This window comes from Algoriphagus sp. TR-M9 (genome assembly GCF_027594545.1).
GTDB classification, from domain to species: Bacteria; Bacteroidota; Bacteroidia; order Cytophagales; family Cyclobacteriaceae; genus Algoriphagus; species Algoriphagus halophytocola.
Genome location: NZ_CP115160.1, coordinates 2,356,112 through 2,381,976, shown reverse-complemented (window position 1 = coordinate 2,381,976; position 25,865 = coordinate 2,356,112). Strand labels below are relative to the sequence as shown.

Genomic DNA, 25,865 nt, shown 5'->3' with positions numbered 1-25,865 from the left:
TCATGCAAACCTGGAATGCAGATAAAATAGAACGTGATAGCAAAAAGAAGTCCTGGATAATAACCATTGTCCTGAACCTCTTGCTATTACTTGCTTTCTATTTTATCGTGGTTTGGAAACAACCCGTTCCTCCTTTGCCAACTTTTGGGCTGGAATTAAACTTGGGCTTTACAGAAACAGGTTCTGGGGAAAGAAACAGCCCCAATGCCCCCTCTGAAACGCCCACTCCAGTAGTGGAAGCGGCAGCACCTGGGGAAATAGCTCCAGAGATCACCAAACCCGCTACGCCAGCCCCAAGCCCCAAGACAGAGACAGCAAAGCCAAAAGCTCAAACCCAGCCCGCTGTCAATAAAGCTGTGACTACCAAGCCTTCGCCTATTAAGGGCGAAGAAAAAGCCACAGAGCAGGCCAAGAAGCCTGAGCCTGTGAAAACTGAGCCGGCTAAACCGGTTAACACACCGGCAAAGGCAGAAGCCGAAAAAACCGAACAAAAAGCTCCTGAGCAGCCTAAAATTGATCAAAGAGCGATCTTTGGTGCGGGAGGCAATTCAGGTCAAGGGAAAACTCCAGCTTCGGGAGGCGCACAAGGATCCTCCAAAGAAAAAGGAGATGAAGGAGATCCTAAGGGTACGGTAGATGGACGTGCCATTATGGGGGTGGGCTCTGGCAAAGGAGAAAGTTCAGGTGCTGGATACAGTTTGGATTTAGCAGGCTGGGATTTTGCGGCCAAACCAAATATCAATGACCGGGTTTCCACTAGGAATGGTCGAATAGTTTTTAAAATCACCATTGACGATGGAGGAAGAGTAGTGCAGGCGGTACCGTTGGAGTATAATGTGTCCAATGAAGTATTGGCCTATTACCGTCAAGTAGTCAATCAGATTGCTTTCAAAAAACAAGGTGGAGCGGCAGCAGAATTTTCCACTGGTAAAATCACTTTTATTATTAAGGTGGATTAATAATGAACTACCAGGAAACACTGGATTATTTGTTTAATTCCCTTCCCATGTTCCAGAGAGTGGGGGGTGCAGCATTTAGAAAAGACCTGAAAAGCACCCTTGCGCTCTGTGAAAATCTAGGTCATCCAGAAAGAAAATTCAAATCCATTCATGTGGCCGGCACCAACGGCAAAGGTAGCAGCTCGCATGCTTTGGCAGCTATTTTTCAAAGCGCAGGGTATAAGACCGGTCTGTACACTTCTCCCCACCTAAAGTCATTCACGGAGCGTATTCGCATAGATGGTCAGCCAATTAGCGAAGAGTTAGTAGTTGATTTTGTAGCCGAACAAAGGGCCTTTTTGGATGAGCTCAAGCCTAGTTTTTTTGAAATGACGGTAGGGATGGCCTTTTGGTACTTTGCGCAGCAAAAGGTAGATATAGCCATAGTAGAAGTAGGCATGGGCGGCAATTTCGACAGTACGAATGTGATCAGCCCCGAGCTTTCTTTGATCACCAACATTGGCTTTGACCATGTACAGTTTTTAGGGGATACTTTGCCTTTGATTGCTGGTGAAAAAGCTGGAATCATTAAGGGAAAAGTACCTGTAGTCATCAGCGAAACGCATGAAGAGACGAAGTCTGTTTTCATAGAAAAGGCCCATGCGATGAATGCTCAAATTACTTTTGCAGATGAAAACTGGACTGCTTCAAAAGTTTCTGAAGAGGAAGGCAAAGCGAAGTACAAAATCCTTACTAGAGAAGAGTCAGAGCGGTCTGGAAAGACACAGACCGGGGCACAGGGAGAGGAAACGATTGAATTGATTTTTGGCCTAAATGGAAATTATCAGAAATATAATCTCCCAGGAATACTTGAGTCTGTCTCTCAGATGAAAAGACAAGGCTGGAATCTTCCAACTAAAGCAGTGTTGGAAGGTTTGCAAAATGTGACTGAACTGACGGGTTTGAAAGGTCGCTGGCAAACGCTTTCGGATTCGCCCAGGGTGATTTGTGATACCGGGCACAATGAAGCTGGTATCCGAGCGATTTTGGATCAATTAGCTACCTATTCCTTTGCCCAACTTTGGATTATTATAGGGATGGTTCAGGACAAGGATATTTCAAAAGTGCTCAGCATGCTTCCAAAAACTGCAAGGTACATCTTTTGCGAAGCTAAGTTACCAAGGGCCTTGCCGGCTGATCAGTTGGCTGAAAAAGCTATGAATTTACACCTGCATGGTGAGATTTTACCAGATGTAAATGAGGCTTTAGCCTTTGCAAGAAAAAATGCGAGTGAAGATGACTTGATTTTTGTAGGAGGCAGTACTTTTGTGGTTGCAGAAATCGAAGAGCTATAGATGAGTAGAAAGAAATTAGTTCGCTTCAAACAAAATGAAGAGAATCCCAATGTGGTACAGGATGGCAAGCCCATATTTGAAACCATAAAAGGAAACTGGAATACACAGCAGTTTCAAAATGAACATCCTATCGTAGTTGAGTTAGCCTGTGGTAGAGGAGAGTTTACCGTGGGACTGGCCCGTCAATTTTCCGATCAGAATTTCATAGGCGTAGATATTAAGGGCAGTAGGATCTGGAAGGGAAGTTCTACCGCTACGGCAGAAGGAATCCATAATGTGGCCTTTCTCCGAACGCAAATTGAGCTCTTGGATAGGTTTTTTGCTGAGGACGAGATAGCAGAGTTGTGGATTACATTCCCTGACCCTTTTCCTAGAGATGGAGATGAAAAGCGCAGGTTGACTTCTCCGCGCTTTTTGGAGATGTACAAGCCCCTCCTGAAAAGTGAAGGAATATTGCATTTCAAGACTGATAATACAGATTTATTTAATTACTCACTGGAGTTGTTTCAGAGCAGAACGGACATAGAAGTGCTGGGTTTTACCCATGATTTCTATCAGAGCGAATGGAAGGATGATCACTTTGGGATACAGACTAGGTATGAAAAGATGTTTTCGGAAAAAGGAGAAAAGATTAAGTACCTGAAGTGCAGGTTTATTTAAAGGTTCTTTGCCCAAGGTTTGAACTGATCAGAATCCCAAATTGTGCTAAAGCCTAAACTTTCAAGGTCTGAATTTTATTTGCAATAACCTGAAAATATGTCAGTAATTGCAGATGTCCTGCTAGAATAACTATAGTCATGCGTAGAAAGAAACATTTGGTGGTGTTGAGTGGAGCAGGAATCTCAGCCGAAAGCGGGATCAAAACTTTCCGTGATTCCGGAGGTTTGTGGGAAGGCCATGATGTGATGGAAGTAGCTTCTCCTGAAGGCTGGAAGCGAAATCCCCAGCTGGTTCAGAATTTTTATAACCTTCGCAGAAAGCAAGCCAGGGAATGCCTACCCAATGCCGCTCATCGTATTCTGGCAGATTTGGAAGAGCATTTTGAGGTGAATATCATCACCCAAAATGTGGACGACCTGCATGAGCGAGCCGGTTCTAGTCAGGTTACCCACCTTCATGGAGAACTGAACAAGGCCCAGAGTTCTTTAGACCCAAGTTTGGTTTATACACTGGATCACTGGGAGATCAAAGAAGGGGACCAATGCGCTAAGGGAAGTCAGCTTAGGCCACATATAGTCTGGTTTGGGGAGCAGGTGCCCAAGATGGAAATTGCCATGCAATTGACTCAGAAAGCAGATTTTTTTGTGGTGATCGGGACCTCCTTGCAGGTCTATCCCGCTGCAGGACTTTTGGACTTTGTGCCAAAGAGGACCAAGATTTATTTGGTCGATCCAGCTAAACCCCATATGAATTTTGGCAGCCAGATGGAATTTATTCAAAAAACTGCCACAGAGGGGATGAAAGACTTGGAAAAAATGCTAAAGTCTTTGATTTAATTTTTGACTCCTGAGTAAATCCTATAAATTGAAGGGTAAACTTTTAACTATGGCAACTAAAAAGAATTCTTGGCCGGTACTAAATTTTGAAGAAAGCAAAGACACGATATATCTGCTGCACCAGTGGACCCAAATAGTAGGGAAGGTGAGGTTGAAAAAGTCCCCTTGGCAAAATCATTCTTGGCACGTGAGCCTGTATGTGGATTCGCAGGGACTTACCACAGGGTTGATTCCCTATGAAAATGGGGTCTTTGATATCAAATTTGACTTTATCCATCATGAGCTGAAAATCAAAACCAGCAATGGTACCCGCGATCGGTTTGCACTGGGTGGGCAAACTGTTGCCAGCTTTTATGAGCAGTTGATGGAGAAACTGAAGTTTCTGGGCATTGCTGTGGAGATTGTCACTACGCCCAATGAAATTCCAAATCCCATTCCCTTTCCCAAAAACAAAAAACGCTTAGTTTATCAGGCAAATGCAGCACAAAGTCTCTGGAAAGCCTTGGTGCAGATTCAAACTGTTTTTAGGGTTTTTGAAGCGAAATTCACTGGCAAATCCAGCCCAATCCATTTTTTCTGGGGATCATTTGATTTGGCTTATACCCGGTTTTCCGGGCGAAAGGCGCCCGTATTTACGGCGGAGGTTCCGAATATTCCCTTGGCAGTCATGCAGGAAGCATATTCACATGAGGTTTTCAGTGTAGGGTTTTGGCCAGGCAGTGAGCAGTCTCCGGAAGCTGTGTTTTATGCCTATTGCTACCCGAATCATCCGGAATTTCAAGCGCAGCCGGTGCTGCCAGAAAAAGCCTTTTGGCAACAGGACATGGGCGAATTCATGCTGCCCTATGAGGTAGTGCAGAAGTCCAGCAAACCTCAAGAGATCTTACTGCAATTTTTGGATTCTACCTATTCTGCTGCTTCCAAAGTAGGGGATTGGGATAGAGAAAATCTGGATTGTGACTTCACGCAGTTCGAACAGTAGTTTTAGCAGCTAAAGAATATTCATACCTTACTCATTGGAAATCAACTTCATCCATTGAAAGGATATTCTGATGGCAAAAACACTTAAAATCATAGCACTTGGCTTGGTATTGTGGCTGGCTGCTTTTTTGATTTGGGAATGGTGGCAGAGTTATCCCAAAGTCAGAGCTAAACCCGTACTAAAGTCAGCCGATCTCAAGTCAGGAATAGATTCTATCCTGAGCAAATCCATACCTGAATTTTTGCTTCCCGGGGTTTCTCTGGCGATTGTCAAAGATGGAAAAGTTATCTATTTGAATGCTTTGGGCTATGAGAATCTGGAAAGCAAGGATTCCTTAAAAGTTCACAGCAAAATCCCTGTGGCCTCTGTGTCAAAGTTGTTTACTGCTTTGGGTTTGGCACATGTGATGGCTGAGGACAGCATACCTGTCTCCAGCCCAGTAAACACCTTACTGTCTCCAGGCTTAAGTGCTCTGCCACCTATTCAGAATCATAATTTCAGGCATTTTCTGAGTCACAGATCTGGACTTCGTGATCAAAATTACAGAGAGATGATTTTCAGGTCTGGCAAGACCATCAGGCTGGAGGAATGGGCACGGGACTTTTTGGCTCATAGCGCTACCTATTATTCAGATTCCAGTCGATATCACTATGCAGATAGCAATTTTGATTTGATAGGCTACTTTTTGGCAAGGCATAAAGGCGAAGATTTTGATTTGGTTATGCATGAGAATCTATTTTCTCCAGCAGGAATGCTTAATTCTGAGTTTGTCAAGGAATGGCCAATGCCTGAAAATGCCCTCCAAGGCTATGAAAAAACCTTCCTATGGAAAAGAAGCCTTCCCACTAGCATGCGGTTCGGGTCCCTGCCTTCTCCATCTTCAGGCCTGGTGACTACTACTGCTGATATGAGCCTGGCCATGATCCATTTGCTACGTGGGGAGATGGGGATTTTTCAAGAGGAGCTGGCATGGCTGACCGAATCAAAGTCTGGGCCTATTCTGGGTTTTCAAGAGCTTGAGCTGAACGGAAGCTTATGGATGGGGCATTTTGGTGGTCAGGCAGGATTTTCCAGTTTTTTGTTCTTTTCCAAGCAGAAAAATATGGGTATATTCCTATTCGCTAATACCCGGGATCAGGCAGATTTTCGCTTGGCACTAGCTGGTCAAATTGAATCTTATATTTCTCAGAAATTTTTTGAATGAAGCTTTCCTTTCCGCATCCCATTGTCATTCTTTTGACTTTTATCCTTTTAGCTGGAGCTTCTAGCTATTTCATACAGTCAGGCGTTTATGACCGGGTTTTGGATTTGGAAACCGGCAGAGAAGTTATTGTTCCGGGCAGTTTTCATACTATTGAAGATCAAAATGCTTCACTTTATGATATTGCTTTGGCTGTCCCGGAGGGGATCATTTTAGGTGCGGATATAGTCGTACTGATTTTATTGTTGGGCGGAGCATTTTACGTCATTGAGAAGACCGGGGCTTTGCAGGAAGGGGTGGAATCCTTGATTTATAGATTTAGGACAAAGAAGTACTTGTTACTCTATTTCATTGGGTTTGTTTTTGCTTTTTGTGGAGCCACTATAGCGATGCAGGAGGAGCTGATTGCAATGGCTCCCATGTTTTTGCTTTTGGCCAAAAAGATAGGATATGATATCCGCTCCATCATTGCTTTGGCACTTGGATCCGCCCTAATCGGCGCTAGTTTTTCACCTGTCAATCCTTTTGGTTCTTTATTGGCACAAACCAATGCAGAGCTAGATTTTCAAGAAGGGCTAGTATTCAGGCTGATTTTTTTGATTGCAGCTATATTTCTCTGGTGCACTTACCATATACGCTACGGTAAACTGAAAAGTGAATCCTCGGAAGTTCCAAAGCTAACTCCCAAGAAAATCTCCGTTCGACATAGTTTAATTCTGATTTTTACCTTTGGTGGAATAGGCGCGATGGCCTGGGGGATAGTTTATAAAGATTGGGGATACAATGAAATGAGCGCGTTATTTTTTGTGGTGGGCGTGAGCTGCGGGCTGATTGGAAAGCTAGGGTTAAACGGTACCGCTAGGGCATACTCAGCGGGTTTTAGTGAAATGATCTATGCCGGAGTGATTGTGGGTTTGGCGCGAAGCGTTTATTTGGTGTTGCAGGATACCGCTATCATTGACCCGCTCATTCATGCCATGTTTGTTCCGCTAGAAAGTTTGCCTGTGCAGCTTGCCGCTATTGGTCTTTATATCAGCCAGGCTTTAATTCATATTCCTGTTCCTAGCACTTCTGGACAGGCCGTATTGACCACACCTTTGGCAGTGCCCTTAATGGACTTGCTGGGCGTATCCAGGCAAATCGCAGTGCTTACTTATCAGTATGCAGCCGGGATGATGGACTTGATCTCACCTACCAACGGAGGAATGATGGCGATCATTGCGGCAGCTGGTATTAAGTTTAACCATTGGATCAGCTACTTATGGAAAAGTTGGTTAATCCTGATGGGCTTAGGTTTGATTTCAGTATTAATCGCTCTATTTTGGTTCACCTAAATCTAACCAACAAACCTAAAACAAATGGACATTAACGATCATTCTCCACTATTACCCTACCAGCCTGCTGGTGATAGATATCATCAGATGAAGTACAGGCGCTGTGGAAATAGTGGGTTGCTATTGCCGGAAATCAGTTTGGGGCTTTGGCATAATTTCGGCCATAATGCGGATTTCACACTGGGTCGATCTATTCTGCGCCGGGCTTTTGATCTCGGGATATGTCACTTCGATTTAGCCAATAATTATGGGCCTCCATATGGCTCTGCTGAGGAAAACTTTGGCAGAATTTTGAAGAAAGACTTTGGTGCGCTAAGAGATGAATTGATAATTTCTTCCAAAGCTGGCTGGGATATGTGGCCTGGTCCTTACGGAAATCATGGTTCCAAAAAGTATCTGGTAGCCAGCTGTGATCAAAGTCTGAAAAGAATGGGACTGGACTATGTGGATGTTTTCTACCATCATAGACCGGATCCGGATACCCCACTGGAAGAAACCATGGCGGCATTAGACCTTTTGGTGAGGCAAGGAAAAGCGCTTTATGTGGGGATTTCCCAGTATAGCGCTGAAGACACCGCCAAAGCTTACCGGATTTTGAAAGAAATGGGGACCCCACTGCTGATTCATCAGCCTAGGTATTCTATGATCGACAGATGGGTAGAAAATGGCCTCCTGGACGTGCTTGGAGAGAAAGGAGTAGGGAGTATTGCTTTTTCACCTTTGGAGCAGGGCTTACTGACTGATAAGTATCTAAAGGGTATTCCGGCTGATTCCCGTGCGGCAAAGGACGGTAGATACCTGAAGGCCGAACAAATTTCAGAAGAAAAGATCCAGATGATCTCCAAATTAAATGATATTGCTCAGGGTAGGGGGCAGAGTCTTGCTCAAATGGCCATTGCCTGGTTATTGAAAGATCAGCGGATCACCTCTGTTTTGGTGGGAGTTTCCAAGCCTGAGCAGTTGGACGATAATGTGGAAGCAGTTAAGAATTCAGAATTTTCGAAGGATGAAATTGCCGTCATTCGAACCATTCTAGGAGCGTGAAAGCTTTAATATCTTCGCGAAGTGCCCTGATTTTGATTGTCATCGCTCAATTTCTCGGCACTTCGCTTTGGTTTGCAGGGAATGCAGTGGCACCGGAGATCAGTAGCCTTCTCCAAAATTCGGACATTTTAGCCTCCATTACCTCGGCAGTCCAGCTGGGATTTATTGTAGGTACCTTGCTTTTTGCCATATTTTCTATCCCTGACCGCTTTGCACCTGCCGATGTGTTTTTCTTTAGCAGTATTTTAGCCGCTTGCTTTAATCTGCTCATCCCTTTATTGCCCCTCAGCTTAGGTACTGTTTTGGTTTGTCGGTTTATGGTGGGCTTCTTTCTGGCGGGAATTTACCCTGTAGGGATGAAAATAGCAGCTGATTATTTCGAAAAGGGGCTTGGGACAGCTCTAGGTTTTTTGGTAGGAGCCTTAGTACTGGGTACAGGATTTCCGCATTTGCTCAAAGCCCTGGACCTGAATTTTTCCTGGAAATTGGTTTTATGGACCACCTCAGGTTTAGCTATTTTGGGAGGAGCGATGCTTGGGTTTTATGTACCTAGTGGACCGTTTCAAAAGCGAAATTCCAAGTTTGATATTCGGCTCATTCCGAAATTGCTCCGAATTCCGGCATTGAAGAGTGCTGCTTCAGGATATTTTGGGCATATGTGGGAACTGTATACCGTTTGGGCGTTTGTGCCTGTGCTGATAGTTTACTGGAGAGAAAAAACCTCCTTGGAAGCTTCGGATAGTTTATTGGCTTTTGCAGTGATCGCCATAGGCGGGATTTCCTGTGCGCTAGGTGGGATTTTCTCGCGTAGATATGGGAGTAGGGCTATTGCCAGCGTTTCCTTGATGGGTTCGGGATTGTGTTGTGTTTTGTTGGTGTTTTTTGGACAGTTTCCGGAGTGGGCATGGATTAGTTTAGTGTTGATCTGGGGGATGCTGCTTACTGCAGACTCTCCACAGTTTTCCAGTTTGGTAGCCCAAAGTGTCCCTGCCGAATTCCGGGGTACTGCATTGACTTTGGTGAACTCCATAGGTTTTGCGATTTCTATTGTGAGCATTCAGCTAGGGCAGTTGCTGTTAAATTGGTTTCCCGTGGACCAAATGCTAGCGAGCTTGGTGATAGGTCCCCTATTGGGTGTTTTCTTTTTCCAGAGGTTTTATCGAGCTTTTCAGTAGTGCTTGTTTATTGTCTTTAGGCCTTGGGCTTAGCGGTCTCGGGTATGAAACGTAGGGTATTCCGGAGCTGCGTACTTGTCCGCCGAGACAAAGTTTGTTAAGAACCCGAAACTTGCGAAAAACACTGTCCGCCCTATGTTTTATACCCAATGTGTGTGCCCAGCATGGGCATCTGATATCGAAGATATCAAATTATTCCAGAGGGTGAAAGTCCCTTATGTGCGGGGGTAACGCCCCGAAGCATTAGCAAGTCGCAAGGTGGTTTGTCGTGAGACATGCACTGAAGGAAGCGAGACTGCAAACCTTGGTTCCAACGAAGAGGAACTGGATACGGAGGCTATTTAAGTCGGATGAAGTAGCACATCATACTGACGTCCAAAGGTTGGGTAACCAACATGTGCTTAGATGGTAGATCCAGTGGATATTGAGGGAAGGAATATGCTCTTACCTGGGGAGATCTCTGGCTGTCGTGAACATCTAAGAGAAGTCAGCAGAAGTCATAGTAGCTATGAGGAACGAGTCCCGATGCATCGGGAAGGTCTCACAAAAGTAGTGAAGGACTGAACATTGGATTACGTCCAAATTCGATAGGGAGTACTGTTTTGGTATAGCCTTATCTTAAGCGGACAGGGTTAACAAGTAAATGATGATAGAAAAAGTACTCAACCGTAAGAACCTTTATAAAGCCTACCGACAGGTGGTGCAGAACAAGGGTTCGGCAGGTGTGGACGGCATGAATGTGACTGAACTACTTTCCTACTTGGAAGGCAACAGGGGCGGGATTGCCACATCCATTCTGAACCATGCGTATGTACCGAAACCTATCAAAGGGGTGGAAATCCCCAAGAGTAACGGAAAGACCAGATTATTAGGTGTTCCCACAGTAGTAGACAGGTGGCTTCAACAAGCAGTAAGCCAAGTGCTGATGACCAAATACGAACTCACGTTCGAGGAACACAGTTATGGATTCCGCCCTGAAAAGAACATCCATAAGGCGGTAACACAAGCCCTGAAACACATCAATGATGGCTATCAGGACATCGTGGATATTGATCTGAAGGGGTTCTTTGATGAGGTTGACCATTCGACGCTACTCCAACTGATCTACCAACGGGTAAAATGTCCGACAACTCTCCGCCTCCTGCGAAAGTGGCTGCGTGCACCCATCCAGATCAACGGAAAACTGCACAGGCGTAGGAAAGGCGTTCCACAGGGATCTCCTATCAGTCCGCTTCTATCCAACATCCTTCTGGATTTATTGGATAAGGAGCTTGAAAGGAGAAACCTTAAGTATGTCCGATATGCTGATGACTTCAGCATCTACACTAAGTCAAAGAAGGAAGCCAGAAAGGTGGGTAACGAGATTTATCTTTTTCTAAAAGACAAGCTCAGACTGGCTATTAACAAAGAGAAAAGCGGCATCCGCAGACCCTCTAACTTCGAAATGTTGGGACATGCATTTGTTCCGATATACCAGAAAGGGGTGAAAGGAAAATACCAATTGGTAGTGAAAAAGAAAAGTTGGGAATCACTCAAACGAAAACTCAAGCAGATCACCAAGAAAACAATACCATACGGCTTTGAGGAACGGTTGAAAAAGCTGGATGAAGTCTGGCGCGGATGGGTAAACAATTATCGTCTCGCCAGTATCACAGCCAAACTGAAATCACTCGATGAGTGGTTGAGAAACCGTCTCCGATATTGCATCTGGTCCCGAAAGCTTTCGGGAGAAGAAGCCTGAGCGGAAACGTAAAAACCTAATCAGATTGGGAGTAGATCAAGATCATGCTTACGCATGGAAGGACCGAGCGTAAAAAATATCCCTTTGGATATTTTTAGCGAAGGAGCCGGGATGCAGGGGAGGCAGAAAAGGAGGATGGGCAGTAGCCCAGAGTCCGATTTTGATTACAAAAATCACTCTGCCACGCTTAAGAAGAAAAGGCTACGAATCGATGCTTTCCTATTACCTCAAAACGCAACCTACAATCCAGTGAACCGCTCCCGATGCATCGGGAAGACCCGTACGTACGGTGGTGTGAGAGGCGTACCGTGGGCTTATGGCTCACGGCCGTCTACTCGATTGTGTGTAGTTTTTTTTTATTTCATATTCAAATTCAAGAACTTTCAAATTCCACAAAGTCAAAGTCTGTGTCGCGGTAATTTTATCATTTATGCTTTTTACGACCAATTTGTCTTTGAAGGACTTGATAAAATTACTCCATAATTGTCCTTTGGAATCCCTAAGCAAAAAGTAAAACCCACTATCTCCAATTCTTTGACCCGAAGAATCTAAAATGAGTTCTCCATTTTTGCCAACATTAGGAGTCAATATCACCGTTGCGTTTCCATTTGGTAAAGGAAAAATAGCCTTTATACAAATCTGTTTGTTTGGTAGAGAGCAGGTCTCATAAACTCCTGAGTATACAACTTGACCTGTTGATTTGAAAGACCTTAGCCAAATTGTCCTTTTAACTTCATTTGACTTTAGATCGACTAGTTTAATTATTTCATTCGTTAGTCCTGATGCATCTTCTAAGTTTTCAATAGGAACATTCAGTTGTTCAATTCTCCTACTGAAGACACTTTTTATTAAAGTTCCGAAAATTTTGAAAAATGGGTTCCATTTTGCCTTTAGAAGCAGGTCATAATTTGATGTGTTTTCATAGAAGTCAATTACGTTTGGAGATAGCCTTTTTAGTTCAGTTTCTGGCAGTCCTAGATTCAGAATTGAATCAAGTAGTCCTTTGTTTTTTCTTTGCCTATCAATTACTAATCTCTCATCTTTAGCTAACTGCTCAACGAATTTTATCCCGATTCCTTTTGTTCCGCCAAATGGTCCTAAAAGCCATTGATAATTTTTATTGTCAATTCGCTGTCCAAACAGTATGACCCATTGTTGAGTAATCCAATCCTGAATGCTTTGATTTTTTCTAGCTATTCCCATCTCCACAAACAAGGTTTAATTAATGGGAATAAAATTCGATTGACCTTTCCATTTTCCGAACTCCTCTAAAGGCTTAAATCGAAGTGTGGTAAACTCAAAATGAAAGTCTTTTCTTTCCCTCTCTTTCATTGCGTTTGAATGCCTTTTCGGTTTTTCCACTTTACTATGACCATGCACCATATCGGTCATTTCTTTTTCAGATTTCCAAATTGAAAAGGTTGAAACTGTGTTTGGGAATTTTACTGAGGCTAACGAGAGAATTGTTCCTGGGTGGTCTCTAACAAGTTTTTCAACTGGTCTGCCCCAATGTATAAACCTAGGAACTGCCAAAGGTTTCATTCTTGCTATGGTAACAGCAACAACAGGAGAATTTGAGCTTTCTAATTGGGCTTTATCATTTGGTATTTTAAACCCGCTAAACTTTCCCCATTCTCTGATAAAAGACAAACGCACATACCAACCTTTTGAAAGAACTTTACCAAAATGGTCTTCTTCCAAGTAGTTTTCAAGTGCAGATTCATTTTCCCATTGCATAAAAACAGCTACTTGACCAATTAAAACCCTAGAAGTCGAAAAGATGGGAGACCCCAAAGTCATTGCAGTCATAAATTCCGAATGAACAAGTCCTTTAGTGTCTTTGGAAATTGGACTTGAGAATATTCTCCTTACTGCTTCAAAAAATGGAAGTTCGATTAAATGATAAGAGAATATGCTCACCTTTTCTTTGATTGAATTGCTAGTTGTTTAGGTTTCTTCAAATTACACACAATATTCTACTTGTGACAATAGTAGAATGGATAGAATTCTGTTTTCATGGAAACTGGCGAAAACCGGGGCACTAAAAAAGGCCTCCGAAGAGGCCTGAAAAAATAGGTACGAACCAACCGGACTAGCGTACTATATTTTCTAAAGTAGCGAGATATACCCACTTTTGATCTCTTGAATTGAGCCCTTCATTTACGGCTTCCCGTTGAGAGGCGGTCTGATTCATGTCTTCGTATGCCTGGGCATTGAAGAACTGCATGTAATCCTTATACATATTCATGGTCAAATGGGTGGAATTGGCCTCTGAGCCTAGCGGCAAAGCTGTTCTCAGGAAGCTCCAATGTCCCATTAACCCTTGGTCAATGTACTTTTGGTGGATAGGCTTGAATACTTCAGATTCAGCTGTTTCATACTTTTCAAACTGGCCCTCATTGGCTTTCATCAGGTCAAAGGATGCCAGAACTCCGGGTTTCATTTGGAAGTTGTCTTTAGTTTCAGCTACCTCCCGCATGTACAGCCGCATCCTGGTATCTCTGATCGAAAGGGATTCTTGGAATATCTTACTCACTTGGGCGCTGTTTAGGTGTGGGTAGGCGATTTTGGTATATTCCATCATAGTGGGTTCATCCAGACCGTTCATCATTTTGACTGGATCATTGTAGTGAGTCACCATAATGTATTGAAAATCTGAATGGTCTGCGCCAGACTGTAGGGACCAAAAGTCCCAACCAGTGATTTGCTTATCGTTCAAAGCCTGCCTGTACACTTTTTCCATTAGATCTTTAAATTCGATGTAATCAAAGAGCTGATCATTTTCAACTTTGATAAATTCGAATACCATGTACTGCGTTTGTTGAGCCTTGAGACTACTTACCCAAAGCATCCCACAAATCAGGAAAAATAGTAGCTTTTTCATGTGTATTTGGGTTTAGGGTTTATTGCGCTTTTGATTAATTTAAAAATAAATTCTGTGTAATCGTATATTGGAAACAGAATATTTTCTTTTGATGTGAATATTAGTTAAAAACTTATTTTTAATAAAGTGTGGTAGAATATGAAAAAATGATAAAAGCGACTCGGATTGCTTATCGTTTTTATAACTAAAGCTCCAAATCTTAATACTTTCTGTAAGAATGAAAAATCTCAATTCTTAGAAAATTATCCATTGCATACCCTTCTTCTCATTTTTATCGCTCAGACCTCAGGCAATTTTCGGTGATTTCAACCTCTGCTTTTGGAAAATTAGATACTGGCATTCCGGGGATTACTCTATAATTTTAGACTAGAAATAAAGCATTCTATGATATGTACACCCAAAATCTAATTCTTGAAAATGACCGCTTGCAGATGCGTCCACTCTCCAAGTCTGACTTTCCCAGCTTGAAAATGCTAGCCAAAGATGCTGGTCTTTGGTATTATTTCACCTATGATCTGAGTGTGGAAAGTGAATTTGAAGCCTGGGCCAAACCTGCCCTGGATGGGGAAAGGTTACAGTTTGTAGTAGTTGACAAAAAGGCACAGCAAGTGGTGGGCAGTACAGGGTTTGGAAATTATTCTTCCAGAGATTTGAGGATAGAAATTGGATGGACTTGGTTAGGCAAGGAATTTCAGGGTACAGGCGTGAATCAAGCTATGAAATTGCTGATGCTGGATTTTTGCTTCGAGACATTATTAGTGAAAAGGGTGGAAATGAAAACCGATGTACTCAATCTACCTGCACGGAAAGCCCTACTTAAATTGGGGGCCGTAGAAGAAGGGATTCTGCGTAGTCACACCCTGCTGACCAATAATCGGCGCAGGGATACCATATACTACAGCGTGCTGGACAGGGAGTGGAAGCGGATAAAAGATGCTAATTCTTAAAAAATAAAGCCCCTTCCTTGATAGCTTTGGGCTATTTAAACGAGTGAAAATTAAGTTTTCCTAGCTAAGACAGGACTTAGTCTTCATTCAATTCATAGGATGGAAGTAATTCCCTATACCATTCATGGAGAGTTCCATTTACAAAAACAAATTGATAGAATTCATCCGTATAGGGGTAGTTCCTATAGGACAAAACCTCAATATCATCCTGGCCTTCCCTTCGTCTTTCAGGAATGGTATAATTGTTTCCAAGGATTTCGGTCATCTCCTCTTTTGACATGCCTAACTCAAGTTGGCCCATGGTTTTTGAATTGAGCCGGGACAGTACCATAGGGGAGCAGGATACAAGAAATAGCCCAATAAATAGTACTAAAATTATTTTCCTCATGATTATTTTTTAGGCTGTAAACGTAAATCTCAGGAGGTAAAGTTGTGGTTTTACACCATAATCTTTAAAAACATTCCTTCTAGAAATTGCCGAGTACAGTCAGGATGCTTTTTAGCCCTAGTGCCAATGTGATCAGCCAAATCAGCGCCGCTAGCAAGCTTTGCCATAGCCTGTTTCTATACCTTCCCAAAACACTAGGCTTCGCGGCAATCCATATAATCCATCCACTGATCAGCGGAAGTAGTACACCATTGGCTAACTGCGCTAAAGTGATCAATTGCACAGGTTTTAATCCTAGAGAGGAAAAAATAATGCCCAGCCCCACTATGCTGCCCATTGCCAGTCGCATCGCTTTGGATCTGATGTCCTGAGATTTGCCCAAAATGCCGCAGATCACTAATCCTGCAGCAAGGGGAGCTGTAATACTTGAAGTCAGACCCGCAGCGAGAAGCCCAAATCCCATCATGTATTTGGCGAAGCTGCCAAAAACAGATTCCAGGCCTCTGGATACGTCCAGTGCATTGCTAATGGAGTCACTTTCACTACTGGCCCCAACACTCAAAATAGCCATGGACACTAGCCCGCCAAGCATAATGGATATTGCAATGTCCCTTCTCATCCAAGGGATGTCTTTGGGGCCGGACCATTTGTTTTTGGCCAGGCTAGCATACAGGAATAAATTATAGGGAACCACCGTGGTTCCTATTAATGCGACTATGGTGGTAAATTGTCCCGAGTCAGGGGAAGGAATCAACCCTCCCAATAAACTATTCCAATCTGGCTGAGTCAGAAAAGCAGTAAGCACAAATGCCAGGGACATGAAAATTACTAAGGCAACCAATACCCGTTCAAGTTTTTGATAGCTTCCCAGCCAGAGCATACCAAAAGCCAGGAAACCCAAAATTAGATTGCCCAAGTGAAACTCTAAACTGCCCGTCTGGAAGATAGGAGCTTCCCAAAACACCTGTAATCCTAGATTGGTACCGGAGATATTTCCGGATTCATAAGCTGCATTTCCCAAACCAATAGCAAGCAACACCAAGCTCATAGCCACGTATCTGAAAACGGGATTTCCATCTTGCTCTCTGATCAGCTGGCTGAGGTCCTGTCCAGTGACCAGGCCTATTCTCCCGGTGATTTCCTGAAGGATCACCGTAGCTCCAATAGATAGTACTAGTGCCCATAGTAGAGCATAGCCGAAATTTACACCAGCCAAGGTGCAAACGGTGACCGTGCCTGGTCCTATAAATGCTGCGGCGATCAGGGGACCTGGTCCTATATTTTTGAATGGAGAGGGCAAGGGCAAGCTGTATCTATTGGGGATGGACTAGAGAAAAGAGCAGAAATTTTGTACTTTTTGCCTTTTGGCAGCATAAAACACATTTTCAAAAAAGCCGAATTTATGAATTGGATCAAACGATTGTTGAAAGTTTTGGGAGTAATAAGTTTGGCTTGTCTATTCTTTTTGCTTTTAGTTTATAAAAATAACATTCCTTATGAAGCTATAGAGCAGAAATATAGCACCCCGGAGTCACATTTTGTGGAGGTAGATGGAATCAATGTACATGTGAGAATCAAAGGAAGGGGAGAACCTATTATCCTTTTGCACGGTAGTTTCTCCTCCCTGCATACTTGGAATGACTGGCAAAATGAGCTGAGTCCATTTTTTTTGACGGTATCGCTTGACTTTCCTGGGCATGGACTTACCGGCCCGGATCTGGAAAAGAGATACAGTGTGAGGGATTATGCGATTTTGGTGACCCGGTTGGCAGAAAAGCTGAATCTGGATAAGTTTCACTTGGCGGGTAATTCCATGGGGGGAGCAGTGGCACTTCAGATTGCTTCCAATAGACCTGATCAGGTATTGAGCCTGAATCTAATCGATGCGGCAGGTACACCACTGGAGGCTTCCGCACTGCCCAAAGGAAGTAGTTCGCCCAAGAAACGCTGGATGAATAGAATGGCAGATAACCCCTTTTTTACCCAGATTCTATTAAAATGTACTCCGAAATTCCTTTTTTCCATGAATATGAAAGAGGTATATGCTGAACCTGACAAACTAACCAAAGAGCAGGTAGATCGCTACTATGAGCTGATGCTTCGGGCTGGTAATAGGCAGGCAACTCTAGAGCGATTGGCTACTCCGGCTGACGCAAAAATTGACTTTGGCAGGCTGGATATGCCTACGCTGATACTTTGGGGTGAGGAGGATACCTGGATTCCCGTCTCCCGGGCCTATCTACTGGAAAAGCTGATTCCCGGTTCGAAATTGAAGATTTTGAAGAATGCGGGGCATTTACCCATGGAAGAAATCCCGACGGAATCTGTCGCGGAATACCTTAATTTTTTGGGTGTGGAAGTACGAAAAGACTACTTTGAGCCTCCAAAACTGATTTCTTATGTCGATTGAATTTATTCTGCTTCTGGTAGTTTTTCTTCAGCTCGTATTGCTGATTTTATTTTTTATCAAAAGTAATCAAGGCAAAGATCAGGCTCAGCTGCAGGAAGAAATGGATAAACTGAGCCGGGAGCTTGAGCGGGCTTTGGCACAAAGCCGGAAAGAGTCCAATGAAAATATGATCCATCAGTTTCAATTGGTTTTTAACAGTTTACGGGCTAGTTCGAAGGATCAAAATGAAGCATTAAAATCATTTGGAGAGCTTTTTCGGGATAATGTAAAAGAGTTTAATGCCCTGCAAAAAGAGAAGTTTGAAGACCTCAATCGCAGGCAGGAGGATCTGATGAAGACTACAGAGCTCCGATTGGAGAGAATCAGGGAGACCGTAGATGAGAAGCTTCAGAAGACTTTGGAAACCCGACTTGGGCAATCTTTTGAAATGGTAAGTAATCAGCTCCAGGCTGTTCAAAAGGGGCTTGGGGAGATGAAGAACCTGGCCAATGGGGTAGGGGATCTCAAGCGGGTACTGACCAATGTGAAAAGCCGGGGAGTACTAGGTGAATATCAATTGCAGGCGATTTTGGAGAATATGCTCGCACCGGACCAATATATCCTGAATGCTGATGTGGGGAAAGGAGGCCGGGAACGGGTGGAGTTTGCAGTGAAAATGCCGGGACAAAGTGAGCCAGTGCTTTTGCCTATAGATTCTAAATTTCCTCAGGAATCGTATTTGAGGTTAGTGGAGGCCTATGATAATGCCTCCAAACCGGAAATAGAGCTCTATCGTACAGCGCTTTTCAAAGCAGTGAAAAAAGCTGCTGCAGATATTCAGAATAAATACATTCACCCTCCGCATACCACTGATTTTGCTATTCTTTTTCTTCCGGTGGAAAGTCTATATGCGGAGATTTTGCGGGAGCCAGGCCTTTCGCAGCAGATCCAGCAGGATTTTAAGGTGATGGTCACCGGCCCGACCACACTTTCGGCTATTCTGAATAGTTTACAGATGGGATTCCGTACGCTGGCCATCCAAAAAAGGAGTTCAGAAGTATGGCAAATTTTAGGGGCGATCAAGACCGAATTTGGGAAGTTTGGAGACCTGATAGAAAAGACGCAGAAGAAGCTCACAGAGGCAAATTCTGAACTGGATAAACTGGTGGGTACTCGTACCAGAGTGATTCAGCGAAAGCTAAAAGATGTTCACGAGCTACCGGAAGCAGAAAGTAGTAAGCTTTTGGAGGAGTGATTTATGTAGGGTTGAGCCCGAATTAATCTCTTAATAATTGAATTTTTAGCCCTTAGCTTTGTTACTTTGAGCGGTCAGGCAGAAAAGAAATTCCTTATTCTCTGATTACCATTGAGAAAGGTATTAATTTTGTCAATTCTAAAATCACCTGAATTACCTCTATGGGGATGAACATTGTAATTGCCGGCGCCGGAGATATGGGATATCACCTAGCCGAGCAATTGAGCTACGATAACAAAGACATCACGCTGATCGATACGGACAGGGAAGTTCTGGATTATGTTGCGTCCAAACTCGATGTATTGACCGTACAGGGTGATGCCACCTCTTTCGAAATTCTTAAGCGAGCCAATGTCAACCGGGCGAGTATGGTTTTGGCAGTGACTACTTCTGAGAAGACCAATATAGTCACTGCGGTACTGGCCAAGCAGCTTGGAGCCAAACGGGTAATGGCCAGGGTGAGAAATCACTCTTACTTAGAGGCTGAAAATGTGGCTTATTTTCAAAACATGGGAATAGATAACTTAATATCTCCCACCATGCTTTGTAGCAAGCATATTTTTAATATGATAGAAAACTCCAGTTTTACAGAGGTTTTTGATTTCGAAGGAGGTAAACTGAACATTGTAGGGGTGACCCTGGACCAAAGTAATCCGCTGGTAAATCAGCGGATCATGGATACCAAGACCAATCCGATTTTTGAAGACATTCGCATCATTGCGATTTTGAGGGATCAAAAGACCATTATTCCAAGAGGAAGCACCATTATCCGGAATAATGATCACGTATTCTTCATTTCCAATAAAAAGAATACGCAGAGTATACTGGAAGTTTTGGGGCAGGAGAAAGTGACGATTAAAAATGTCATGATCATAGGGGGTGATGATATGGCATTGACTACTGCCTTGCGTCTGGAGGACCACTTCAGAGTTACTTTGATCAATAAGGATAAGGAGCGATGCAAATGGCTAGCCGAGAATCTAAAGGATTCACTGGTGATCAATGGAGATTACAAGAATGTAGATTTACTGATCGAGGAGGGGCTGGAGCAGATGGACGCTTTTTTGGCACTTACAGATTCATCCGAGACCAATATTATCGCGAGTTTGACCGCAAAAAATCATGGCGTGTACAAAACTATTGCGCATGTGGATACCCGGGAATACATTCACATTTCGCACAGTATAGGAGTAGATTCACTGATCAATAAGAAACTGGTGGCGGCAAATGAAATTTCCAGGTTCCTGAAAAAGGGGACCGTGGAGGCTGTTTCTGGGATTTACGGAGTAGATGCGGAGTTTATTCAATATTCTGTTTGTAAAAATAACAGGCTGGTCAAAAATCCATTAAGAGGACTTCATTTCCCGGATTCTGCGATAGTCGCGGGGGTGATTAGAGGGGAAGAAGTATTCATCCCGGATGGAGATTTTCAGCTCGACCTGAATGATAAAGCTATTGTATTGGCATTGCCAGAGGCAAAAACCGCACTTGAAAAACTGTTTCATTAAAGCATGATTCATTTCAAAGAAATTGGGAAAATCATGGGGGCACTCTTAGTGTTGATTGCACTGCTGATGCTTCCAGGGGTTGGTTTTTCACTTTATTTTGAAGAAGATCCATGGCCGATTTTGAGTGCGGCTGTCATCACCATGATACTTGGAATGGTGCTGTTTTTTTCCTTTTCCAAGCAAGATCAGAATATCCGTAAGCGTGAGGGTTATTTGATAGTAGCTTTGAGTTGGGTTTTTATGGCTGGTTTTGGGATGCTTCCCTACATTTTGAGCCATGAAATCAACGGGTTTTCAGATGCACTCTTTGAGACCTTATCTGGTCTGACTACCACCGGGGCGTCGATTTTGACGGACATTGAAGCCATGCCGAAAGGCTTGTTGTTTTGGCGAAGCATGACGCAGTGGATAGGAGGATTGGGAATTATTGTACTTACGGTGGCTATTTTCCCATTATTAGGCATAGGGGGAATTGAGCTTTTCGTGGCAGAATCCCCAGGGCCTACTTCAGATAAAGTACATCCCAGAATCTCTGAAACAGCTAAGCGTCTCTGGTATGTCTACGTGGGGCTCACCACCTTGAATATGCTGCTGTACTGGGTGGGCGGTATGAGCTTTTATGACGCCATCAATCATGCGCTGACTACCTTGGCCACAGGTGGTTTTTCTACTAAAAATGCGAGCATGGCTCATTTTGAGTCGCCTTTTATTCAATATGTGGCTATAGTTTTTATGTTTCTGGCCGGAACCAACTTTACCGTGATTTACTTTGGCCTATTGGGAAAAGTGAAAAGAGTGCTGCAAAGTGATGAATTCAAAACTTATGGTTTGGCACTTCTGGCACTTTCGGTCATCCTTTATTTTCCTATTTCGGCTGTGGTTCCTGACCCCGAACTGGCTTTTCGAAAGTCCCTTTTTCAAGTGGTATCTCTGGTCACTACTACAGGTTATGTGACAGATAATTACACACAATATGGACAGGGCGTGACTTACATTTGCTTTATGCTACTTTTTGTGGGAGGTTGTGCAGGGTCTACAGCAGGAGGAATTAAGTTTGTTCGTCACCTGACTTTTATTAAAAATTCATGGTTGGAATTCAAGCGTTTAGTGCATCCACGTGCAATCGTTCCTTTAATGATAAATGGGGATAGGGTGACCGGGAGAATCATCACGCACATCATGAATTTTCTTTTGCTTTACCTGTTGATTTTCGTTTTCGGAGCTTTGACCCTTTCCATTATGGGCTACGATTTGCCCACCTCACTAGGAGCTGTGGCTACTTGCCTGGCAAATGTGGGGCCTGGGATAGGCAGCGTCGGCCCGGTGGATAATTTTGCGTTTTTCTCACCAGCGGCAAAAATCTTCCTTTCATTTATCATGCTTTTGGGAAGACTTGAGCTGTTTACCATATTGATTTTGTTTACGCCTTTCTTCTGGCGCGCTAATTAATCCTGTACGGTAAACTGTGCTTGGATCTTAGCCACTCGGTCTTCTATGGACTCCGAACTGATGGAGGTGCGACTGAGTCGGTCTACCATGATGGGAAAGGAAAAAGGCGTGAACTGAACCGGATGCTTCACGATGATTTGCTGTGAATTTATTTTTTGGAGCGCATGGATCATTTTATCCTCTTCCATTTGCTGATCTATGGCTTCTCCATGCGCTTGACGCAGCAGTAAATTGTCGGGGTCATATTGCTCGAACACTTGAAAAAGCAGGCTTGAATTGGCCTGCACATGCTTGAAACTTGTGGGTTTACCCGGGTAACCTTGAAACACCAATCCCGCAATACTGGCAATCTCCCGGAATTTTCTCCGAGTCATTTCAGTCTCATTGACACAGCGTAAAATATCCTCCCTCAGGTTCTTTAGGCTAAAAACATCCTCTTCCAAGATCTCTTCTATATTTAAAACGCTATCGCAAAGCAGTTCAAATCCATAGTCATTCATCGCCATGCTGAAAGTTACCGGATAGCTCACGCTGATTCTATAGGCTATCAGCGCACTCATCAGTTCATGTATGGCTCTTCCTTCAAAGGGATAGAAAAACAAATGGTACCCTTGCTGGCTTTGATGAGCTTCGATCAGAAATGTGTCCCGGTTGGGTACTATGGATAGTTTGTTTTGCAAAGCTAAAATAGGGGAGATCTGATGGATTTCGGTAGAGAGGTAGATGCCTTGGTTGTAGCTTTCTAAAATCTCTCTGATTTTATCTGCCAGTCTGGAGGAAAGAGACATTCTAGCGCCCATCCAGCTCACTACATTTTTGGTTTTCTTTTCACTGAGTTTGACAAAGGCCGTCAGTCCTTTTACCTGGAGCAGTTCCAGGTGTCTTCCAGTGAAAAAGAAGCGATCCCCATTTTTCATTTTGGAAATAAAGGATTCCTCCACTGTGCCCAGATAGGCTCCGTTTTTGAATTTCACCTTGATCATTGCTTCTGACACAATGGTTCCCATGGAAAGTCTATGTTTCATGGCTATGCGGCGATTGGTCACTTTGTAAATTCCACTCTCTGTCTGGACTACCTTTAAAAAATCCTCATAGCTTCCCAGAGAATTGCCGCCTTTGGTAATAAAGTCCATGATCCAGGACAGTTGTGCTTCAGTCATTGAACGGTATGACCAGCACTTTTTCACTACCTGATAAACCCATTTTTCATCAAATCCCTCGCCCACAGCTAGGGTTACCAGAAATTGTATCAGCACATCAAAAGCCAAAACCGGTGGGTATTGGGATTCAATTTCTTCATGCTGTATGGCGTTTCTGAGTGCTGCAGCCTCTATCAGTTCGAGGGAATTGGTAGGTACAAAAAATATTTCAGAGGGTAATCCGGGCTGGTGTGAAGCCCTTCCGGCCCGCTGCATAAAACGCGCTACTCCCTTTGGACTACCCACCTGGATCACCCGGTCCACCGGCCTGAAATCAACGCCCAGATCCAGGCTGGAAGTGCAGACTACTAATTTTAACTGTGCACTATGAAGAGCATTTTCCACCCATGCTCTCACAGACATATCCAAAGAACCATGGTGCATGGCAATCCATCCTGCCCAATCTGGACGGGCCTCTAGTATTTTCTGGTACCAAAGCTCCGTTTGCGAACGGGTATTCGTGAATAGCAAGACGGTTTTTCCGGCTTCAATGACGGGGATTACCTGTTCCAACATGCGTAATCCTAGGTGACCATGCCAGGGGTATTTCTCTATTTCATCTGGGATCAGAGAATGCAAAATGATCTGCTTCTTGATTTTGGCCTTCACAAAATGAATCTCGTTTTGCTCTCCTAGCAACACCCTTGCTGCCAGATCCAAATTTCCGATGGTGGCAGATATCGCCCAACGCCGGAACTGTCCGGGACAAATGGCCTGCATGTATTCCAAGGCTAACTGTACCTGAACGCCTCGCTTATTTCCTACTAATTCATGCCATTCATCCACCACTACGGCTTGGATGTTTTTGAAGAGCTTTTGATGTTCTTTTTGAGAAATCAAAATGTGCAGGGTCTCCGGTGTGGTGATCAGGCATTCGGGAGGATTTCTTTTGAGTTGAGCACGGGTTTTAGCATCAGTATCCCCATTTCTGACCGCCACCTGCCACGGCAGGCCTATCACCTCGCACACCTCTTGCATGGCTTTCTGAATGTCCTGAGCCAAAGCTCGTAGCGGGGTGACCCAAATCACTTGAATACCGTTTTTCTTTGGGGTTTTCCAGGTGTCAGGATTTCTTTGGATGTATTCCAAAATCACCGGAAACCATAGCGCAAAGGTCTTCCCTGATCCTGTGGGAGCATTTAGCAGTCCTGACTTGCCGTCCAGGTAATCGTTCCAGGTTTGGCGCTGAAAATCAAAAAGCGTCCAGCCTTTTTTTTCAAAGTAATCTAATCCAATTGCCAGACGCGTATCTTTCATTATGCTAGATGGAAAATTAGGGATGCTGCTTCCTAGTTGTTGCCTTTGTATTCAGGTAAAAGTAAGCTTGTTGATCAAATATTTATAAATTCACTCCAACGCATCCGCTGTAGGTTGCGTTATAGATTGGAAATCCTGCCTTATGAAAAAAGCCTTATTCTACCTATTTTGTTTCAACGTACTGATCTCCTGCGTGGAACCAGATCCCTTTACCGGCCAAAAATTAGAATATACACTGCACCAGGCCAGCGAATTTGACTATACAGGGACACTTACTGTCCGGGAAAAAACTGACGGTAGCCTACAGTTTGATATCAACTTGATAGGCCAGACCAATGAATCAGGAGTTTCATTTCCAGCACATCTTCACTATGGTGATTACACTGATCCAGAGGCACCCATGGCGGCCATGCTCAATCCTGTGAGCGGAGCTAATCTGAGTAGTATGACAGAGGTGAGTTCATTAATGGATGGGACTTCTTTTACTTTTGAGCATATGAAGAACTTTGATGGACATGTGAAGGTTCATCTGGCGAGCGAGGGGCCTGACTATGAGGTGATCTTGGTCGCCGGGAATGTGGGCTCAAACCCGGTTTCATCCCTGGACTTTGACCCAACGCAAATGACGCTCTGTTTACCTAATTAGTTCAATATTGTTAAAATGCCTTATAACTAAAAAAAGCAGCCCTTGAGCTGCCTTTTTAATTGGATGCAATAAGTACTTACTCGATAATCACCGGAAAGGTAATGTCCAAATCAGATTCTCCGCCTGCCTGGGCATAGTCCGTGAAATTCGGGTTGTCTGCACCAGGATAGTTTTTGTCCAAATCATGGCGAAGTAGGACTTGCATAGTTGCATTATTAGTGCTAGGGTCAGCTACTACGCTTACTATACCATTCAGGCCAAGGTTGATTCCACCCTCATCATCATATTGGTAAGTCAGAACAGGCGTTCCTACAAAAGCAGATCCCAGGAAGTAAAACTGATGCTCGTCAGCTTCTTCACTGATCTCCTCTGTGATGTCCTCACCGGCTATGGAATTGAATACCTCTACGGACATTTGGTAGGTTTTACCAGCAGTTAACATTACGGTTTCAATTTCCGGAGTACCGCCGATTTCTATTCCCTCCGAGTCTGATGCCGTAAATTCCATCGCATCGCCTACCGGGTTATTTGAGTCGTCCAGTTCCTGGAAAGTCAGCGTAACGTCTGTGATTACTTCTCCGTCATTTTCTGGCTCAGGATCTTCGCTGGTACAGCTTGCAAAGGTGAATGAAACAAGGGCGATGGCAAGTAGATAGAGTTTGTGTGGTGTTTTCATA

The 25,865-nt window shown here is 43.7% G+C and carries 23 protein-coding genes; 16 read left to right on the top strand and 7 right to left on the bottom strand.

Going from position 1 to position 25,865, the window contains the following annotated elements; genetic code table 11:
• The first annotated feature begins 2 nt into the window (after positions 1–2).
• The 10 genes from PBT90_RS10295 (at position 3) to ltrA (ending at position 11,266) form a co-directional block, all read left to right on the top strand.
• Entirely contained in the window at positions 3–959 is a 957-nt protein-coding gene (locus PBT90_RS10295; protein ID WP_264810407.1) for an energy transducer TonB, read from the top strand.
• Between the two features lie 2 nt (positions 960–961).
• On the top strand, positions 962–2,293 hold the full coding sequence (locus PBT90_RS10290) for a bifunctional folylpolyglutamate synthase/dihydrofolate synthase (RefSeq protein ID WP_264810404.1): 1,332 nt from the start codon (positions 962–964) through the stop codon (positions 2,291–2,293).
• Positions 2,294–2,953 carry a tRNA (guanosine(46)-N7)-methyltransferase TrmB gene (gene trmB / locus PBT90_RS10285; protein ID WP_264810402.1) on the top strand — a complete coding sequence of 220 codons (660 nt, stop codon included), beginning with the start codon at positions 2,294–2,296 and terminating at the stop codon, positions 2,951–2,953.
• Between the two features lie 137 nt (positions 2,954–3,090).
• Complete coding sequence (locus PBT90_RS10280) at positions 3,091–3,789, top strand: SIR2 family NAD-dependent protein deacylase (protein WP_264810401.1); 699 nt, start codon at positions 3,091–3,093, stop codon at positions 3,787–3,789.
• 49 nt (positions 3,790–3,838) lie between these two features.
• Positions 3,839–4,771 carry a DUF5996 family protein gene (locus PBT90_RS10275; RefSeq protein WP_264810400.1) on the top strand — a complete coding sequence of 311 codons (933 nt, stop codon included), beginning with the start codon at positions 3,839–3,841 and terminating at the stop codon, positions 4,769–4,771.
• 70 nt (positions 4,772–4,841) lie between these two features.
• The gene (locus tag PBT90_RS10270) at positions 4,842–5,975 is read left to right on the top strand and encodes a serine hydrolase domain-containing protein (protein WP_264810398.1); all 1,134 of its coding nucleotides are present in this window, start codon (positions 4,842–4,844) and stop codon (positions 5,973–5,975) included.
• On the top strand, positions 5,972–7,306 hold the full coding sequence (locus PBT90_RS10265; protein ID WP_270133083.1) for a YfcC family protein: 1,335 nt from the start codon (positions 5,972–5,974) through the stop codon (positions 7,304–7,306). The genes PBT90_RS10270 and PBT90_RS10265 overlap by 4 nt, the downstream gene beginning before the upstream one ends.
• 24 nt (positions 7,307–7,330) lie before the next feature.
• The gene (gene mgrA / locus PBT90_RS10260) at positions 7,331–8,350 is read left to right on the top strand and encodes an L-glyceraldehyde 3-phosphate reductase (protein ID WP_264810395.1); all 1,020 of its coding nucleotides are present in this window, start codon (positions 7,331–7,333) and stop codon (positions 8,348–8,350) included.
• A complete protein-coding gene (locus tag PBT90_RS10255; protein WP_264810393.1) occupies positions 8,347–9,525 on the top strand; it encodes an MFS transporter in 1,179 nt (392 codons plus the stop codon). Before mgrA ends, PBT90_RS10255 begins: the two co-directional genes overlap by 4 nt.
• Before the next feature lie 643 nt (positions 9,526–10,168).
• The gene (ltrA, locus tag PBT90_RS10250; RefSeq protein ID WP_264810391.1) at positions 10,169–11,266 is read left to right on the top strand and encodes a group II intron reverse transcriptase/maturase; all 1,098 of its coding nucleotides are present in this window, start codon (positions 10,169–10,171) and stop codon (positions 11,264–11,266) included.
• Between the two features lie 321 nt (positions 11,267–11,587).
• Here the strand turns inward: ltrA and PBT90_RS10245 are convergent, their stop codons facing one another.
• From PBT90_RS10245 to PBT90_RS10235, 3 genes are all read right to left on the bottom strand, one after another.
• Positions 11,588–12,469 carry a hypothetical protein gene (locus PBT90_RS10245; protein ID WP_264810390.1) on the bottom strand — a complete coding sequence of 294 codons (882 nt, stop codon included), beginning with the start codon at positions 12,467–12,469 and terminating at the stop codon, positions 11,588–11,590.
• 15 nt (positions 12,470–12,484) lie between these two features.
• Complete coding sequence (locus PBT90_RS10240; RefSeq protein WP_264810388.1) at positions 12,485–13,186, bottom strand: hypothetical protein; 702 nt, start codon at positions 13,184–13,186, stop codon at positions 12,485–12,487.
• Between the two features lie 172 nt (positions 13,187–13,358).
• Entirely contained in the window at positions 13,359–14,150 is a 792-nt protein-coding gene (locus PBT90_RS10235) for a hypothetical protein (protein ID WP_264810387.1), read from the bottom strand.
• A 389-nt stretch (positions 14,151–14,539) separates the two neighbouring features.
• Here PBT90_RS10235 and PBT90_RS10230 point away from each other — a divergent pair, with 389 nt between their 5' ends.
• Positions 14,540–15,097, top strand: coding sequence for a GNAT family N-acetyltransferase (locus PBT90_RS10230; RefSeq protein ID WP_264810386.1), 558 nt, complete (start codon positions 14,540–14,542; stop codon positions 15,095–15,097).
• Positions 15,098–15,173: 76 nt separating this feature from the next.
• Here PBT90_RS10230 and PBT90_RS10225 read toward each other — a convergent pair whose 3' ends face one another.
• Positions 15,174–15,485 (bottom strand): hypothetical protein, encoded by a 312-nt coding sequence (locus PBT90_RS10225; RefSeq protein WP_264810385.1) that lies wholly within the window; start codon positions 15,483–15,485, stop codon positions 15,174–15,176.
• 79 nt (positions 15,486–15,564) lie between these two features.
• The gene (locus PBT90_RS10220) at positions 15,565–16,785 is read right to left on the bottom strand and encodes an Nramp family divalent metal transporter (protein WP_264810383.1); all 1,221 of its coding nucleotides are present in this window, start codon (positions 16,783–16,785) and stop codon (positions 15,565–15,567) included.
• 102 nt (positions 16,786–16,887) lie between these two features.
• On the opposite strand from PBT90_RS10220, the gene PBT90_RS10215 reads away from it, so the two are divergent.
• The 4 genes from PBT90_RS10215 to PBT90_RS10200 all read left to right on the top strand — a co-directional run bounded on the left by PBT90_RS10215 (position 16,888) and on the right by PBT90_RS10200 (position 22,086).
• Positions 16,888–17,895 (top strand): alpha/beta fold hydrolase, encoded by a 1,008-nt coding sequence (locus tag PBT90_RS10215; RefSeq protein WP_270133074.1) that lies wholly within the window; start codon positions 16,888–16,890, stop codon positions 17,893–17,895.
• Positions 17,885–19,129 (top strand): DNA recombination protein RmuC, encoded by a 1,245-nt coding sequence (locus PBT90_RS10210; RefSeq protein ID WP_264810380.1) that lies wholly within the window; start codon positions 17,885–17,887, stop codon positions 19,127–19,129. The genes PBT90_RS10215 and PBT90_RS10210 overlap by 11 nt, the downstream gene beginning before the upstream one ends.
• Before the next feature lie 161 nt (positions 19,130–19,290).
• On the top strand, positions 19,291–20,637 hold the full coding sequence (trkA, locus tag PBT90_RS10205) for a Trk system potassium transporter TrkA (RefSeq protein WP_264810378.1): 1,347 nt from the start codon (positions 19,291–19,293) through the stop codon (positions 20,635–20,637).
• Positions 20,638–20,640: 3 nt separating this feature from the next.
• The gene (locus PBT90_RS10200; protein WP_264810376.1) at positions 20,641–22,086 is read left to right on the top strand and encodes a TrkH family potassium uptake protein; all 1,446 of its coding nucleotides are present in this window, start codon (positions 20,641–20,643) and stop codon (positions 22,084–22,086) included.
• Here the strand turns inward: PBT90_RS10200 and PBT90_RS10195 are convergent.
• Positions 22,083–24,542, bottom strand: coding sequence for a ligase-associated DNA damage response DEXH box helicase (locus tag PBT90_RS10195; protein WP_264810375.1), 2,460 nt, complete (start codon positions 24,540–24,542; stop codon positions 22,083–22,085). The two genes, PBT90_RS10200 and PBT90_RS10195, sit on opposite strands and share 4 nt — an antisense overlap.
• Before the next feature lie 142 nt (positions 24,543–24,684).
• Between PBT90_RS10195 and PBT90_RS10190 the strand changes: the two genes are divergently transcribed.
• Positions 24,685–25,188 (top strand): hypothetical protein, encoded by a 504-nt coding sequence (locus tag PBT90_RS10190; RefSeq protein ID WP_264810373.1) that lies wholly within the window; start codon positions 24,685–24,687, stop codon positions 25,186–25,188.
• Between the two features lie 76 nt (positions 25,189–25,264).
• On the opposite strand, the gene PBT90_RS10185 is transcribed toward PBT90_RS10190, so the two are convergent.
• The gene (locus PBT90_RS10185; RefSeq protein ID WP_264810372.1) at positions 25,265–25,864 is read right to left on the bottom strand and encodes a hypothetical protein; all 600 of its coding nucleotides are present in this window, start codon (positions 25,862–25,864) and stop codon (positions 25,265–25,267) included.
• Between the last annotated feature and the right edge of the window lies 1 nt (position 25,865).

Coding starts and splice junctions, on each gene's coding strand:
- trkA (WP_264810378.1), top strand. CDS start 19,291: ATGGGGATGAACATTGTAATTGCCGGCGCCGGAGATATGGGATATCAC.
- PBT90_RS10210 (WP_264810380.1), top strand. CDS start 17,885: ATGTCGATTGAATTTATTCTGCTTCTGGTAGTTTTTCTTCAGCTCGTA.
- trmB (WP_264810402.1), top strand. CDS start 2,294: ATGAGTAGAAAGAAATTAGTTCGCTTCAAACAAAATGAAGAGAATCCC.
- PBT90_RS10215 (WP_270133074.1), top strand. CDS start 16,888: ATGAATTGGATCAAACGATTGTTGAAAGTTTTGGGAGTAATAAGTTTG.
- PBT90_RS10265 (WP_270133083.1), top strand. CDS start 5,972: ATGAAGCTTTCCTTTCCGCATCCCATTGTCATTCTTTTGACTTTTATC.
- PBT90_RS10235 (WP_264810387.1), bottom strand. CDS start 14,150: ATGAAAAAGCTACTATTTTTCCTGATTTGTGGGATGCTTTGGGTAAGT.
- mgrA (WP_264810395.1), top strand. CDS start 7,331: ATGGACATTAACGATCATTCTCCACTATTACCCTACCAGCCTGCTGGT.
- PBT90_RS10200 (WP_264810376.1), top strand. CDS start 20,641: ATGATTCATTTCAAAGAAATTGGGAAAATCATGGGGGCACTCTTAGTG.
- PBT90_RS10185 (WP_264810372.1), bottom strand. CDS start 25,864: ATGAAAACACCACACAAACTCTATCTACTTGCCATCGCCCTTGTTTCA.
- PBT90_RS10280 (WP_264810401.1), top strand. CDS start 3,091: ATGCGTAGAAAGAAACATTTGGTGGTGTTGAGTGGAGCAGGAATCTCA.
- PBT90_RS10295 (WP_264810407.1), top strand. CDS start 3: ATGCAAACCTGGAATGCAGATAAAATAGAACGTGATAGCAAAAAGAAG.
- PBT90_RS10275 (WP_264810400.1), top strand. CDS start 3,839: ATGGCAACTAAAAAGAATTCTTGGCCGGTACTAAATTTTGAAGAAAGC.
- ltrA (WP_264810391.1), top strand. CDS start 10,169: ATGATGATAGAAAAAGTACTCAACCGTAAGAACCTTTATAAAGCCTAC.
- PBT90_RS10195 (WP_264810375.1), bottom strand. CDS start 24,542: ATGAAAGATACGCGTCTGGCAATTGGATTAGATTACTTTGAAAAAAAA.
- PBT90_RS10245 (WP_264810390.1), bottom strand. CDS start 12,469: ATGGGAATAGCTAGAAAAAATCAAAGCATTCAGGATTGGATTACTCAA.
- PBT90_RS10270 (WP_264810398.1), top strand. CDS start 4,842: ATGGCAAAAACACTTAAAATCATAGCACTTGGCTTGGTATTGTGGCTG.
- PBT90_RS10230 (WP_264810386.1), top strand. CDS start 14,540: ATGTACACCCAAAATCTAATTCTTGAAAATGACCGCTTGCAGATGCGT.
- PBT90_RS10225 (WP_264810385.1), bottom strand. CDS start 15,485: ATGAGGAAAATAATTTTAGTACTATTTATTGGGCTATTTCTTGTATCC.
- PBT90_RS10190 (WP_264810373.1), top strand. CDS start 24,685: ATGAAAAAAGCCTTATTCTACCTATTTTGTTTCAACGTACTGATCTCC.
- PBT90_RS10290 (WP_264810404.1), top strand. CDS start 962: ATGAACTACCAGGAAACACTGGATTATTTGTTTAATTCCCTTCCCATG.